The organism is Lysinibacillus sphaericus, from assembly GCF_001629735.1.
Taxonomy (GTDB): domain Bacteria; phylum Bacillota; class Bacilli; order Bacillales_A; family Planococcaceae; genus Lysinibacillus; species Lysinibacillus pinottii.
Map to the genome: position 1 here is coordinate 3185927 of NZ_CP015224.1, position 14472 is coordinate 3200398.

The 14472-nt window shown below is 36.9% G+C and carries 17 protein-coding genes; 5 read left to right on the forward strand and 12 right to left on the reverse strand.

Going from position 1 to position 14472, the window contains the following annotated elements; all coding sequences use genetic code 11:
* Positions 1-52: 52 nt before the first annotated feature.
* Both A2J09_RS15690 and A2J09_RS15695 read right to left on the reverse strand, forming a co-directional pair.
* Positions 53-1042 carry a C39 family peptidase gene (locus tag A2J09_RS15690; RefSeq protein ID WP_036160430.1) on the reverse strand — a complete coding sequence of 330 codons (990 nt, stop codon included), beginning with the start codon at positions 1040-1042 and terminating at the stop codon, positions 53-55.
* Between the two features lie 177 nt (positions 1043-1219).
* Positions 1220-2716 carry a class I adenylate-forming enzyme family protein gene (locus A2J09_RS15695; RefSeq protein WP_012292068.1) on the reverse strand — a complete coding sequence of 499 codons (1497 nt, stop codon included), beginning with the start codon at positions 2714-2716 and terminating at the stop codon, positions 1220-1222.
* Positions 2717-2961: 245 nt separating this feature from the next.
* Here A2J09_RS15695 and A2J09_RS15700 point away from each other — a divergent pair, with 245 nt between their 5' ends.
* The gene (locus A2J09_RS15700; RefSeq protein ID WP_012292067.1) at positions 2962-3567 is read left to right on the forward strand and encodes a metallophosphoesterase family protein; all 606 of its coding nucleotides are present in this window, start codon (positions 2962-2964) and stop codon (positions 3565-3567) included.
* A gap of 423 nt (positions 3568-3990) precedes the next feature.
* Here A2J09_RS15700 and A2J09_RS15710 read toward each other — a convergent pair whose 3' ends face one another.
* The 5 genes from A2J09_RS15710 to A2J09_RS15725 all read right to left on the reverse strand — a co-directional run bounded on the left by A2J09_RS15710 (position 3991) and on the right by A2J09_RS15725 (position 5634).
* Positions 3991-4575 carry a DUF305 domain-containing protein gene (locus A2J09_RS15710; RefSeq protein ID WP_012292064.1) on the reverse strand — a complete coding sequence of 195 codons (585 nt, stop codon included), beginning with the start codon at positions 4573-4575 and terminating at the stop codon, positions 3991-3993.
* Between the two features lie 102 nt (positions 4576-4677).
* Positions 4678-4854 (reverse strand): cysteine-rich CWC family protein, encoded by a 177-nt coding sequence (locus A2J09_RS23145; protein WP_080695155.1) that lies wholly within the window; start codon positions 4852-4854, stop codon positions 4678-4680.
* A gap of 81 nt (positions 4855-4935) precedes the next feature.
* Positions 4936-5133, reverse strand: a complete 198-nt coding sequence (locus tag A2J09_RS15715; protein WP_012292063.1) for a gamma-type small acid-soluble spore protein — start codon at positions 5131-5133, stop codon at positions 4936-4938.
* A gap of 12 nt (positions 5134-5145) precedes the next feature.
* The gene (locus tag A2J09_RS15720) at positions 5146-5355 is read right to left on the reverse strand and encodes a hypothetical protein (RefSeq protein WP_031416844.1); all 210 of its coding nucleotides are present in this window, start codon (positions 5353-5355) and stop codon (positions 5146-5148) included.
* A gap of 45 nt (positions 5356-5400) precedes the next feature.
* Positions 5401-5634: a hypothetical protein gene (locus tag A2J09_RS15725; protein ID WP_012292061.1), complete on the reverse strand. Its 234-nt coding sequence runs from the start codon at positions 5632-5634 to the stop codon at positions 5401-5403.
* Between the two features lie 123 nt (positions 5635-5757).
* On the opposite strand from A2J09_RS15725, the gene A2J09_RS15730 reads away from it, so the two are divergent.
* Entirely contained in the window at positions 5758-6252 is a 495-nt protein-coding gene (locus tag A2J09_RS15730; RefSeq protein ID WP_012292060.1) for a L,D-transpeptidase family protein, read from the forward strand.
* A 38-nt stretch (positions 6253-6290) separates the two neighbouring features.
* On the opposite strand, the gene A2J09_RS15735 is transcribed toward A2J09_RS15730, so the two are convergent.
* A complete protein-coding gene (locus A2J09_RS15735) occupies positions 6291-7055 on the reverse strand; it encodes a DUF2935 domain-containing protein (RefSeq protein ID WP_012292059.1) in 765 nt (254 codons plus the stop codon).
* A 209-nt stretch (positions 7056-7264) separates the two neighbouring features.
* Between A2J09_RS15735 and A2J09_RS15740 the strand changes: the two genes are divergently transcribed.
* Complete coding sequence (locus tag A2J09_RS15740) at positions 7265-8935, forward strand: ribonuclease J (RefSeq protein ID WP_012292058.1); 1671 nt, start codon at positions 7265-7267, stop codon at positions 8933-8935.
* 49 nt (positions 8936-8984) lie between these two features.
* On the opposite strand, the gene A2J09_RS15745 is transcribed toward A2J09_RS15740, so the two are convergent.
* A complete protein-coding gene (locus A2J09_RS15745) occupies positions 8985-9671 on the reverse strand; it encodes a restriction endonuclease subunit S domain-containing protein (protein WP_012292057.1) in 687 nt (228 codons plus the stop codon).
* A 200-nt stretch (positions 9672-9871) separates the two neighbouring features.
* On the opposite strand from A2J09_RS15745, the gene A2J09_RS15750 reads away from it, so the two are divergent.
* Entirely contained in the window at positions 9872-10261 is a 390-nt protein-coding gene (locus A2J09_RS15750; protein ID WP_031416838.1) for a helix-turn-helix domain-containing protein, read from the forward strand.
* Positions 10262-10291: 30 nt separating this feature from the next.
* On the opposite strand, the gene A2J09_RS15755 is transcribed toward A2J09_RS15750, so the two are convergent.
* The gene (locus A2J09_RS15755; protein ID WP_031416837.1) at positions 10292-11167 is read right to left on the reverse strand and encodes a radical SAM/SPASM domain-containing protein; all 876 of its coding nucleotides are present in this window, start codon (positions 11165-11167) and stop codon (positions 10292-10294) included.
* 180 nt (positions 11168-11347) lie between these two features.
* On the opposite strand from A2J09_RS15755, the gene A2J09_RS15760 reads away from it, so the two are divergent.
* A complete protein-coding gene (locus tag A2J09_RS15760; RefSeq protein WP_031416835.1) occupies positions 11348-11764 on the forward strand; it encodes a hypothetical protein in 417 nt (138 codons plus the stop codon).
* A 53-nt stretch (positions 11765-11817) separates the two neighbouring features.
* Here A2J09_RS15760 and A2J09_RS15765 read toward each other — a convergent pair whose 3' ends face one another.
* Entirely contained in the window at positions 11818-13221 is a 1404-nt protein-coding gene (locus A2J09_RS15765) for a SpoVR family protein (protein WP_012292053.1), read from the reverse strand.
* Positions 13222-13266: 45 nt separating this feature from the next.
* Positions 13267-14424, reverse strand: coding sequence for a sporulation protein YhbH (gene yhbH / locus A2J09_RS15770; protein WP_012292052.1), 1158 nt, complete (start codon positions 14422-14424; stop codon positions 13267-13269).
* Between the last annotated feature and the right edge of the window lie 48 nt (positions 14425-14472).

A 14472-nucleotide genomic window follows, 5' to 3' on the forward strand; every position in this document is an offset into this window, starting at 1 on the left:
TCAACTCACTTTTTACTTTTTTATTAGTGTAACATACTTCCTAATGGCTAGTTTATTTATGTACAGCTACTGCCTGTTCACCTAATTCATGATAGCTTTTAAAGAACTGATCCACATTATAAGTTACATAGCCCTTTAACGGGTCCATTACCACGACCTTATCGCCTAAATGCCCAGTTAGCACAACAGCGTGTAAATTCATAAAAGCATCCTGGGAAGTAGTCGCTCCTTTATAAATCCAGCCTCTATTTGCATTTTTTTTAGGCTTGGATAAATCCAGCGTCACCCATGTCACGACAGGAACTCCCTCACGAACAAGCTGTAAAATATCAGCCTGTGAGGCATTTCTCATATCTGTTACACGTAAATCAGCCTGTTTCTCTGCAATAGCTGCCTCCGCCGCCTTGACAATCGGAGCAGCAAATACATACATACCTCGAGCTTTATCACGAGGATTACCTGCAAAAGCCTCATTTGGATTTGGTCCAAATCGTTGATTGCCTATTGTACGTATTTCTTCCTTTGGTAAATAGTTATCAGCCATTTCAAGCTTTGACACATTCATTCCATAGTAATTTAATACGGCTGTGAGTGAAGTTATTTCACAGCCATGTGGAAGCTCAGGATTTTGCATCACCACGGGAACATCTAGCTCTTGCTCGTCTCTTGTAAAGTGGGTCTGCAATCTAAAGTAAGGTTTTGTAGTATCATAGGTAAAATTCTCGATGGTTGTATAGCCATCATTTGTTGCACTATTTTCAAGAGTCGTTGCCGCAATAGCATACTCTCGCCCCTCTTTTAGCTTCGAAAATATCGCTTCTCCCTCTTCAGAACCAATAGCTTCTTCTACAACATTACCATTCTGAACATCTGTGACCGTAATATAAAGATTAGCAATTGGTGCTCCACTATTAAATTCTACTGTTAATACTGTTAATTGATTTTTATTTTCTGCATCTTGCTGTGAAAATGGCTGACAGCTAGAAAGTAACATAATAATCAACATGCCAATAAGTAATAGGCGTTTATACCCCGTCCACAAGACAAATTCCGCTCCTATTCTAAATCGAAGGGTTACCCTTCTCTCTTTTAATTTGTCGTAGACTCTATTATACGATACTTTGAAAGAGGTTCCTATTTTATCTTGTTTCTGAGAACTTTTTTTGCATCGAAAACGAAGCTTCGAGTAAAATTAACTGTAAATACTAAAACTTTTTTCTCAAATCGTTCTTACTTTTGGTCGTAATGTATGCTTTAAAACTTTACCAGAAGCATTGCGCGGCAGTTCAGTTAAACATTCTATTTCATATGGTACTTTATATTTAGCAAGCCGTGATTGACAATAGGATAAAATGATTTCCTCATCGAGATATTTACCTTCTTTAAATACGACAAAGGCTTTAGGCACTTCTCCATACACTTCATGTGGTAATCCAACCACTGCTGCTTCTAAAATTTCTGGCAATTGATACAGCACTTCCTCCACCTCGATTGGATAAATATTTTCACCGCCTCGGATAATCATATCTTTTTTCCTATCAACTATATATAAATAGCCTTCCTCATCAAAACGTCCTAAATCACCTGAATAAAGCCATCCATCTATAATCGTTCTAGCTGTTTCTTCGGGATTACGTAAATAGCCCTTCATCACCTGGGGTCCCCTTACACATATCTCGCCCACCTCACCAGCGGGAACTAGCTTTCCTTCACTATCAACTACTCGGACCTCTGTCTGTTCTAATGGCTTCCCAACAGAGCCTATTTTCGTTAAAGCATCCGTATCTAATAAAGAGGTGGCTGCAGGTGTGTTCTCCGTTTGACCATATAAATTTTGAACTTTAACATTTGAAAACGCCTCTTTTACTTGTTTAACAAGCTCATAAGGCATTGGGGCAGCCCCGTAACATAATAAACGCAAATGGTTAAAGCTATGTTCCTTAAATCCGGGCGTATTTAAAATGATCGTATACATAGATGGAACACCAAAGAAGATGGTTGCCTCTGTTACTGCAATCTGCTCTAATGTTTTAGTGGGTGAAAAAGCTTCTTCTATCAAGACAGTCCCGCCTTGATAAAACATGGGCATGGCAAAAACATGAAGTCCCGCACAGTGAAATAATGGTGTACAAATAAACATCTTGTCCGTGTTAAGCATGTTCATGGAAGATGACCAAATATCTGCTGTAGCCACAATATTTTGATGAGTTAGCATCACGCCTTTTGGTTTACCAGTTGTACCTGAAGTGTACATAACAACAGCAGTATCATGTGCCTCCAACGGTACTACAGCCCTTACTAAATTAGTATTAGTAAGGATGTGATTCATATCTTGAAATCCAATAATATGTTGGAATGAATAGGATACATTTTCTAAGGTTTCAGCTAATCTTTCATCATAAATGAGTCCCTTTGCTTGGGAATGATTAAAAATAAACTCAACCTCCGGAGCTGCTAATTTAGTGTTAATGGGCATAGCAACGTAGCCAGCTAATTGCACACCTAAATATGCAATTAAAAATAAATCTGTGTTGAGTGTATATAGTGCAATAACATCCTCTTTTTTATAATTTTGCTCTTGTAAATAAGCTGCAAATCGTTCGACATGTTTGTAAAACTCACGATAACTTAACTTATTCCCATTATATAAGGTCGCAATTTTACTAGGCTGTTGCACAGCATACTTTTCAAGAATATCCGTCATGTACATCGTCATTATAAGCCCTCCAAAATTCATTTTCTACTGCGGGATAGAGTCATCATTAATGGCAAACTACTAAAGGATTTAAATTTCAGAAAATTATGATTTTATTTTAGCAAGCATTTAATTTCCTGGCAATTTTTCCATACACCCAAAATATGTTGGTAAACTAACGAAATATTCTTAGACGTTTTACTTTTCTAGCAATTTCTATTAGGTGTATGATATTTATACGATTTTATAGGAAAGGCCGGGTTTGCATGCTTTATGCACTTTTAGGAGATTTACATTCTAATATAGAAGATACGAAGGCTGTTCTCACTCATATTCAGCAGACAGCAAAGGAAGCAAAAATCATTGGATTAGGTGATTTATATGAATGCACTATTAGTAAGAAAAAAGCCCAAACGATGTCTGGGTTATCTTTACAAAGAGCAGCAATCGTTGAAAGTAAGTTTGAAGAGCTGTTAACCTTCCCCTCTATACGGGGCAATCAAGAAGAGCGTATTACACAGGTAACTGGTATTGAGCGCTTTAGAGCATTACCTGAAATAATGGAAATTGATGGAGCCACCCTAATGCATGGACATCAATTTAAATGGAGTGTAAGCTGGCAGCCAACATTCCCATCCTTTCAAAAGCCATTGTTCTTCTTTGGCCATAGCCATGAATCAGGTCTTTATCATCAGCAGAAAAAACTACCCATTCGCATTCGCTATGGACAACCAATTGTATTACAAGATAAACAATACGGTGTAAATGTTGGCTCCGTTGTAGATCACCGTGAATGGTGTCTGTATGATAGTGAAAAGCGGACCGTAACCTTTATGTGTGTTCCTAGTGTTGATAAAGGAACCATGTCCTAAACATAAAAAGAGCAAGCTAATCTTCTCTTTGCTTGCTCCCCGTTTTTAATGAATATATTGCTTTTTTCCGTCCAAGAGAATTTCATTTAACGCTTTTAGCTTTTCAATGACTACAAAGTATTTCTCTGAAATTTCCTGCAAGTATTTTTCCGCCTCATTTTTACGACCTGTGTAATATTCCCACACGGCTTTTTTAGCAATTTCATGTAATGAATGAATGGCTGTTCTAATTCTATATAGACACGTTCCTGACCTAATAGCTTTTTGCCAGTGCCATAATACCACTCACCAAGACGTGAATTTTTAGGCGAGCCTTTATCGACATTTCCTCATTGTTCTTTGATAAACTATTCTCATGCAGAAAAAGCGCTAAAACCATGATTGATCTTAGCGCCTTTTTCCTATATAAACCTTTAGTTAGTACTAGCACTCGCAATCGCAATTTTGTAAACTATCCAGTAACTTTTCCATAGCCTCTAGTTGCTCACAAAGCGTTTGAATCATGCACTTTAGAATCGGGATTAATTCTTGGCAAATACAAAATCTCAGCACATTTTGCGCTAGTCGTATTCCTCCCTGATGATGGACAATCATTTCCCTTAAATAGTTGATGTTAATGCTATTGGAAACTGGTGGTGCACACATTGCATTAAACATAGCTTCCGTAATTTCTTTATAAGCACACATATACTCGTATAATTCATACTCTGAATTTTGCACAACACAGCATCTATTTTGTAGCGCTTCAATACTTTCAAGCATTTCTGTATGTGTTCGGATGATTTCTAATGCAAGATTTTGTACAGGAATATTTGTTGTGAAGCGTAAAACATTTTCTGACATTTGAATTGCTGCTATTTGATAAGGGATGATTTGCTTTATAAAGTTTTCTGAAATACTACAAGTAATGGTTACATAGGTCATGCCCTGCATCATCTTTTTGAGGATGCGTTGATATTCCTCTAAATATATCTGTGTGACATTACTAAGTTCAATTGGTCTAGCCATTAGACACACTCCTTTCAGAGTAATGTATGCCCCCTAGGTTGTTGTGCGATAGACAATTGTACCAATTGTGCAATTTTTACTGCAACATCAAATAGTTATAAGTTATACTGACTCTTCTTTATATGTATTTAAGCATGCTTGACAAATACATGTATTCGTCTTTGTAGTACTTAACAATTGCTCTGGAAAATTCTCTGTCATACACCAACATTCTTTTTCACCTTTGGCGACTCCACAATGATTTTCTCTCCCACAACGTGGACATCTATTTTCCAACATAGTCTAAGACCTCCCTTTCTTATCTCATCATTGTAAAGGAAAAAAGGAAGAGCACTCAACACCTCACTCCTCCTCAGTCATTTATTGATGCTTGTGTATTTCTTGTTTTACTTCATCAACATTTGTGTCACTAAAGACAGCCGTCCCATGTCCTCCCTGTTTAGCCAATAATGCTTTTACCTCATTGTAGGATAATCCTGATTCGGCATTTTTTTGCTTCACTTCATCAATATTCGTACCCGAAACTGAGAATTGGGCATCTCCATTTTCTCTATTCATTGCTCGCTCCCCCTACAATTCATCCGGCTGTAATTCAATCAATTCATCGCCTTCTCTTTCTACTCTCTTATTAAGCTCCTCCACAGGAATAGCATCCACGGTTTGCATATCCTCATGCAAATCGAAAAGACTTATTGTATCAGATTCAACCATGTCAGGTTTGTCTTTACTATTTAAATTCATAAATATTTTCTTTTCATGTGGTATTTGTTCTTTGTCCATCATGCCACACTCCTTTCTTCTTTAATGTGTGTAATGATGAACAGATTATGTGTCATTCCTTTTAGCACTTTTATCGATACGATGGTATTCAGAAATTTGAATGACTCGTACATGCCTAGTATGCAATTCATGATAAATACCTCTGCTATCTGTAAAGGAGATATATTGATCTCGTTCACTCTTTACCAGTTTCTCTGCTTCTTGCTGCGACTCGATAAAGATAAATCTTCTGACATAATGTATTTCATCAAAAAAATAAGTAATTTTAAATTCCTTCATGCTATATGCTCCTTAACCATACGATGTTACTGCTTATTCTATCCAAAGACCTGAACAATCCATAACATCATTCATTTGTAGCATATAGTATAATCATCACCTGTATTAAAGGAGGGATTGACGTTGATTCATACCGTTAAACCTGGGGAAACGTTAATTCAAATTTCCCGTGATTATCGTACTCCAGTGGCTTCCATTATTGCTGCCAATCCAGGCATTCAATCAGGTACTCTTTACGTTGATCAACCAATAATAATACCTGGCTTTCCGGACCCCGAAACGATCCCCTACCGTATTGAGATTTCTACAGAAAATCGTTGGCTACGTCTCTATAGAAATAGTATCCTACAAAAGCAATATCCAATAGCAGTTGGACGTATGCTCCACGAAACACCTGTCGGCAGCTTTATTATTATTAACAAAGACCCAAATCCAGGCGGCCCATTTGGAACTATGTGGATGAGTTTATCAAAGGAACACTATGGCATTCATGGCACGAATGATCCTAGCTCCATTGGGCATGCTGTTTCTCATGGATGTATCCGAATGCAAAATCCAGATGTTGAAGAACTGGCCAGTATTGTTCCAATAGGGACTGAAGTAGTGATTCATCCATAATAAATAAGGCTATCTATTGGGATAGCCTCTCGATTCATTTATCCTTCCCCTCTTGACTGTACAAGCTTCATTAAATAGTATTGCTCTTCACGCCACATATGATCCGCCATAGGTGCAGTAAATGTACCTAAAACCTCTGCACTCAATTCCATCTCTTCTAACTCCTTTAAAAATGTTTTGAATAATGTCATTTCCAGCTCAACATCTTTATTAAATCGGCTTAAAGCAGGAAAGGAATGCATATTAGTTCGTAAATAACCTGTTAATTCTACTGCTTTTAAATAAAATTGTTCAAAGTGTTTGGCAAACTCATGACTCTTTTGCTTCAATCTTTTTTCGACCCCATCTAAATTATCCTGAATAATACCTGCATGTCCTGAGGCATCCAATAACCAAATTAAATGGTGATGAAGCTCATGAAATATGGGTGGCACTTCGCCTTTTCTCAAATAACTAAGTACATTTTGATATTCCTCAAGCTCATTCACCATATGATTGACAAATGTTGGTGTTAAATGAATACCAATATCTCCTGACAATTGATGTCTCAGTAGATGGAGTTTAAATTGTTTAAACTGCTCGACATTGTCATCGACAGTTATCGTGAAAGCGACGGCATTGGTAGCATCAATAGACGACACATAGGTGAGGAGCCGAGAGAATTGCTGGATAAAACTATTTGCCCTTTGAATGTCATCCTGTTCAGAGGGATATAATGCATCATGAATAAATTGCGCATGATTTTGCATGATTTCTAGCCAAAACCTATGCTCGAAAATTGCATGTTGCACAAAATCAGACAAAGTTAAACCTCCTTTATTTTTCTGAACTTTGGAAGAAGCTTGACACTAACGCACCCAGTTTATGTCTCCTCCATTCTATTCATCATGAAATACAAATAGTAGTCTTGGATTCATCATAATCCTTGTTGTATAGGATGAAACACTAATAGCTATACTACCAATGGCTAAAGTAATTATTAGATGGAATTACAACTTTAGGAGGGAGTATTTTGTCCACAAAGAAACAGTTATTATCAATTTTTGCCTTAGGTGGCATTAATGAAATTGGCAAGAATATGTATGTAGTTCAATATGCAGATGATATGATTCTTATTGATTGCGGAGCGAAATTTCCAGATGAGACCTTGCTCGGTATTGATTTAATAATTCCTGATATTACCTACTTGCTTGAAAATAAAGAAAAAGTTAAGGCTTTAATTGTGACGCATGGACATGAAGATCACATTGGTGGTATTCCATATCTATTAAAAAAATTAAACGTTCCTGTTTATGCTACTCGCTTTACTTTAGGGCTGATCGAATTGAAGCTAAAAGAACATAAGCTGCTCAGAGAGACGGATTTAATTGAAATTCATGCTGATTCAGCACTTCATTTAGGAGAAATTGATGTAAGCTTCTTTAGAACTAACCATAGCATACCCGATTGCTTAGGAATCGTCCTTGCCACTCCTGAAGGAAATGTAGTGCATACTGGCGATTTCAAATTCGACTTAACACCTGTGAATAACCAATTCGCAGACATTCATAAAATGGCGGAAATCGGATCAAAAGGAGTGCTCGTTCTAATATCAGAAAGTACAAATGCTGAACGGCCAGGCTTAACCCCCTCAGAGCAACTTGTTGGGCATCATATTGAGGAGGCCTTTTTCCATGCTGAGCGTAAAATTATCATCTCAACCTTTGCCTCAAATGTTAATCGTATTCAACAAATTGTGCATGCAACCATTGCCGCTAATCGAAAGCTAGCTTTATTAGGTCGTAGCATGGTAAATGTTGTAGATGTCGCTATTGAACGAGGGTATTTATTTGTTCCAGATGATCTGTTAATAGATGCGCGTGAAGTCAAATACCTTCCCCCTGAAGAGGTTGTAGTACTATGCACAGGTAGTCAAGGAGAACCGTTAGCAGCACTCGCTCGTTTAGCAAATGGTAATCATCGGGAAGTAAAGGTTTTACCTGATGATATGGTTATTCTTGCAGCGTCTCCTATTCCAGGCAATGAAAAAGGAGTTTCTCGCATCGTGGATCATTTATTTCAGCTTGGCGCAAAAGTCATATATGGTTCTTCCAGTCATACGGGAATGCATGTTTCAGGACATGGCTATCAGGAAGACTTAAAGCTTATGCTGACGTTTATGAAACCACAATTTTTTATTCCTATTCATGGCGAATTCCGTATGTTGCATCAGCACCGTTTATTAGCTGAAGCTGTTGGTGTTCAAAAGGGCCATACGTTTATTATGAAAAATGGAGATGTTGTTGATATTGAAAATGCGGTGGCGCGACAAACACGCAAAGTCCCATCAGGGGATACGTATGTGGATGGAATCGGCATAGGTGAAGTAGAAGGCATTGTCCTGCGTGATCGCAAGCAGCTTTCTGAGGATGGGATGTTGGTTATTGTCTTAACCCTTAGCAAAGCAGACGGTGCTATCATTTCAGAGCCTGATACTATTTCTCGTGGCTTTGTGTATGCAAAAGATTTTGAGGAGCTATTAAATAAAGTGAATGTCCTGACCAAAGAAATCATCATGGAATTGCAGCAAGAAAGTAGGCAAATACATGTCTTAAGACGAGAAATAAAAAAAGCTGTAGGTCAATATTTATTTACAAAAACAAAACGGAAACCTATGATTTTACCCATTATTATTGAAATTTAAGCAGTCGGTGCATGGACTTTCAAATCCATTACGCACCGACTGCTTTATATTATTCGCTACATATACTCTGAAAAACATGATACTCTTGAAAATCATTCAAAAAATCACCATTAAAAATATGGTCTAGCATAGCGATATATTGATCATTCAATTGCTCAAATCCTTCGTGTAAGCTGTCGGAATGCTGTTTTACTTGTCTGGAAATATTATCAAAATACTTGGGTAGTTCATTCACCGCAGTGACTAGTGAACCCTTATTTTTTAATAATTGTTCAACAGCATTTATTAATTGAACGACATTATGCTGAATGGCTATAGAAGGTAAATCAATCATTAAACTATAGACATTACATCTCTCTTTATTGTTCTGATACCATTTCATAAAATGAAATAAATAGTCACCGATTAGTATCGATTCTTTCGGTATGATTGCCATGATATCATGGCTAATACATACATCTGTTTTACATTGATATATATACGCTTCCTTTAAATTCATTTTATTTAGAAGGATACTTTGAGCGGGCACCAGTGAAAAAGAAAATGGTTCTTTCAAAGTACTATCAACCTTTGGTAAAAGACTAGTATTATCTTCCAACGATAATTTCCTTAGCACTTCTTCTGTTATATAAGGAATACCATCCATAGCAAAACGTTTTTTACTCGTGACCACCTTCCCAATTTTTATTTTTGCTATCTCTTCTAACAAATATTTCACCTTGCTTTCATCCTCCAATCCTACATCCTACTTTGTAAACCGCCCTATAAAGTTCACTTTCAATATAATCCTTATAGCTTCCATTAGGCCATTTGGTTAAGGAAAGTTGATACTCTAAAATTGTACCATTTTAATGTAACATTTTCTCTATTATACCACTATAATAGTATAGTCAATTCCACTATTTTTCACTAGCTTTTAACATAGAGGTGAATCATATGTCAGATTTTTTAAAGCTAGTAGGTGAACAACTCCGTATTATTAGATTATCTAAGGGGCTAAGCCAGGAAGAAGTGGCCGAAAGAACAGGGAAATTGGGGTTCAGTAAAGGGAGAGTTTCCAATATTGAACACGGACAATCTAATATAACCTTGAGTACATTAGAAACACTTATGAAGGCACTAGACATCCCTCCTGAGGAGCTTTTTAATTTTCAAAAATTATCTGGCGTTACTGATATTGAGGAAAAGAACCTTATGCTAGACATTCATCGATCATTATTAAGAGAACGCAATTTAGATGAGGTTAAATATGTCGTTCGGATTACAAAGGATTTTTTAGATACGATTGATTCACAGTCAAAGAAAAACAGCCCCAATGGTCAATGACATTGGAGCTGTTTCTTTTCATATACATAATTACATACCAAACTTTTGACGATAGCCACATTTTCTACAAAGCTCTTCAACAGCCTCTCTTCTTGAAAAGCCATCGATTATATTAGTTGCACGTTCCCCATCCACTATTTCTGCGAAGGATTTTTCATGAACATTACCTAAATTAATGACCCCTTCGCCATCTAAACAGCAAGGTACCACGGTACCATCTACAAGAATTGCAGCCTGACTCCGAAGTGCGTGACAAAAGCCTTTACCTTCATCTTCTGGCTCCAGTAAGCTTGGCCATCTAAATTCATGATCCTGATTCAAATAAATATTGGGGCCAATTTTAACACCCTTACCAGGCTCTACTTTTTCTTCGATGCGAAAATCAAGATTATACTCATTTTCTAGTATTTCTAATGTTTCACGGTTGCGACGTGCTGCAACATCTGAAACATGGTCTTTTTGCAAATTCCATAAACGGTAGGAAATAATCGTTTTGTATTCTCTAGACTCCCGTACAAAATCTAAAATATCGCCTAAATATTTTTCTCTGTTTTCAGAACCCTCATGCCCATCAAAGCTATGTAGAGAAAAGTTTATTTGACGTAATGCTGGTTTTCCTAATATTTTTTCACGGTTTTTCTTAATTAGCGTACCATTCGTTGTAATATTAACCTTAAACCCTTTCGCATGAGCCGCATCCAACAATTGATCTATTCGTGGATGTAAAAGAGGCTCTCCCTTTACATGCAAATAAATATATTTTGTGTGGGGTCGGATTTCGTCTAATATTTTATTAAATTGCTCTACTTTTATGAGTCCCTTTGCTCGTGCAGTAGGTGGACAAAAACTACATGCTAAATTACAAACACTCGTTATTTCTATATAAACCTTTTTAAATGTTTTCAACTTTCCTTCACCGTTCCAGTTCCCTAGATATTCAAATCCCATTCATTTTAACAAATTTATAGGATAGATAGCAAAATTCATGTGCTTCTCTCTAGTTGATATGGCTACACGTACAAACGGACTTTAAAAACTGTAATATCTTATTAGTATTAGTATTAATAGATGAAAGGAGGTCAAACGATGCAAAGTTTCAATTCTAGAAAATTTAATGACCCTGAGGAACCTGAAAACAATTCTACTGAAAAACATGCTAGAAACCATATTACATTCAATTTTACTTTCAATATAGGAAATACAGACTTCCATTTTGAGCAACGCGCTGAAGGCGGAGGTCAAATCAATGAGGATGTGGGGACTAATGCCAATCAAGGTGGGCAAAATGCTAGTGATGGCAGTCACACACGGAATGTAAATTCTCAGTTCGCAGATGGTAATGGCCGTAGCGGTATAGCGGGTAATAATAACGACGAAGCTGGTGGACAGCAAGGTATTAAGGTAAGGGATAGCTTAGTCATTGATAGCGATATTCATTCCTCCTCTAATCATAGTGAAAGCCATGAAGAGGACAATGATTTAACAGAAGAAACAGAGGAATAGAATTAAAAACTTCTATCTGTTCATTGTCACACTCAACAGATAGAAGTTTTTTATTAAACATTACGTTTATAGTTTTTAGTACCATCATAGGAATATAACATCGGTTTACCATCCACATAGGTCTCTAAATGCACAGGACGGCCCCACAGCTGATATATATAGGGTAAAACATTTTCTAAATAGTGCGGATCTAGCTCCATTCCTTCATAGCCATGCATTAAATAGAGTTCTCCGTTCCGTAAATAATCTCCGTTTTTTACTAAAATATAAGGGAATCCACCATTTACTCGCATGGAAACAAGCTGATCTCGAACCATCTCATAATCTTTGTCGGTAATCCGATACTCATTACCTTTCTTTTGAAATAAATATAAATCCTCACGTTTCGCTAAGTCTTTTGATAAATAATTACGGATAAAGGAAATATCTGACTCAACCTCTCTTACTTCAAATATTTTTTCCCGTCCCGTGTTCGGCTGTACACCTAACCGCTTCATCTCCTCAGTCGGATTGTTATAACGATTTTCAATATCCTCAAAAATTTTAATGCCAAGGTAATATGGATTAATCGACGTTTTAGAGGGTTGCACAACTCCAGCATTTAACTTGGCATATTCAATGGTTTCTGGAGTTGTTAGATTCAACTCCCGCATAATTCGTTGATGCCAAAAAGATGCCCAGCCCTCATTCATTATTTTCGTTTCTAACTGCGGCCAAAAATAGAGCATTTCTTCACGCATCATTGTTAATATATCTCGTTGCCAATCTTCCAGCTCTCGACTATGTTCTTCTAAAAATAATAAAAGATCTTTTTCGGGTTTTGGTGGGAACTGCTTTAATCTCCGTCTGATTGGTTTATACACTTTATCTTTTTCCTCTAAGCTCCATAAATCATCGTACGGTGATTTTATCGGGGCTTTTTCTTCCTCTAGCTCATCTTCCTCACTCCAAGATAGCTTTGGTCTCAATATAGATGGATCAATATGTTCCTGAATCGCTAAAACGGCATCCAAAAACTGTTCCACCTCATCCTTACCATATTCTCTTTCATAGCCGGCAATTCGTTCAGCCGTAGCTGTCATGCTCTCTACCATATCTCTTCTTGTGTTGGAAAAGCGTACATTATTTTTAAAGAAATCGCAGTGTGCTAAAACATGGGCGATAATCAATTTATTTTGTGTTAACGTATTCGTATCAAGTAAAAATGCATAGCATGGATTAGAATTAATAACGAGCTCATAAATTTGACTAAGCCCTAAATCATATTGAAGCTTCATTTTATGAAATTGCTTTCCAAAGCTCCAATGGGAAAAACGAGTAGGCATTCCATAAGCGCCAAATGTATAAATAATATCCGCTGGACAAATTTCATAGCGCATCGGATAAAAATCTAAGCCAAAGCCTGAGGCAATTTCGGTAATTTCATCTATTGCTCGATGAAGCTCTTTTGTGTCCATTTTACGCCCCCTCCCTTGAACGTTGATACTAATCAAACTTCCATATTACTCCTCATTTTTCTTAAAAAAGCTCTTTAAAGCATCATAGACATCGCCTTTTTTTCTCAAAATATGATGTCTAAATTTCGGATCATCAATTTTTTTATAGGTATACATAAGTGTCGAGAAACGATTATGCTGATTGACTTCTCCATATCCAAACATACTGGATACGTTCATCAATTCTGCCACTAGCTTCAAGCACTTTTCATTATCCATTGAAATATTTTCACCATCTGAAAAATGAACAGGATAAATATTGTAACGGGATGGAGAGTATTTTTCCTCAATCAATTCCAGTGCTTTTTTGTAAGCCGAAGAACAAATAGTTCCTCCACTTTCTCCCTTTGTGAAAAACTCCTCTTCTGTCACTACCTTTGCTTCTGTATGATGGGCAATGAATTCAATTTCAACCGTTCCATATTTGGAACGTAAAAACTTTGTCATCCAAAAGAAGAAACTGCGAGCACAATACTTTTCAAATGCTCCCATCGAGCCACTCGTATCCATCATGGCAAGCACTACCGCTTTTGATTCTGGTTTTACCACTTCATCCCAAGTTTTGAAACGTAAATCATCATTATGAATAGGTGTAATTTCAGCTTTTCCTTGCATTGCATTGCGTTTTAATGCATTTAAAATGGTGCGCTTTTTATCCACATTGCCCATTAGCCCTTTTTTGCGAATATCATTGAAATCTATTTTTTCAGTAACGATTTCTGCCTTTTCCTTCTGCTGCAAATTAGGTAGCTCCAACTCGCGGAATAAGACATTTTGAATTTCTTCAATACTGACTTCCGCTTCATAATAATCTTGGCCAGGCTTGTCACCTGCCTCTTTTCCTTTTCCTTGAGCTTGATTGGCCTTACTACCATCTCGTGCCACTACATCACCAATATTACTATCTCCTTGCCCTTGCCCTACATGCTTAGAATTATCATAGTTATATCGAATTTTAAATTCATCCAGTGAGCGTATAGGTATTTTAATAACCTCTCGACCATTAGACATGACAATACTTTCTTCACTAACTAAATCAGGTAAATTGTTCTTAATGGCATCTTTCACTTTTTCCATATGTCGTTGTTGGTCCTGATGTCCTTTACGATGGAGGGACCAATTTTCCTGAGAGATAACAAATCCTTTATTTTCGTGTTCAGTCATTTTTATCCTCACCCATCTATCTCAAATTCGCTTTTTCTATACTATGCT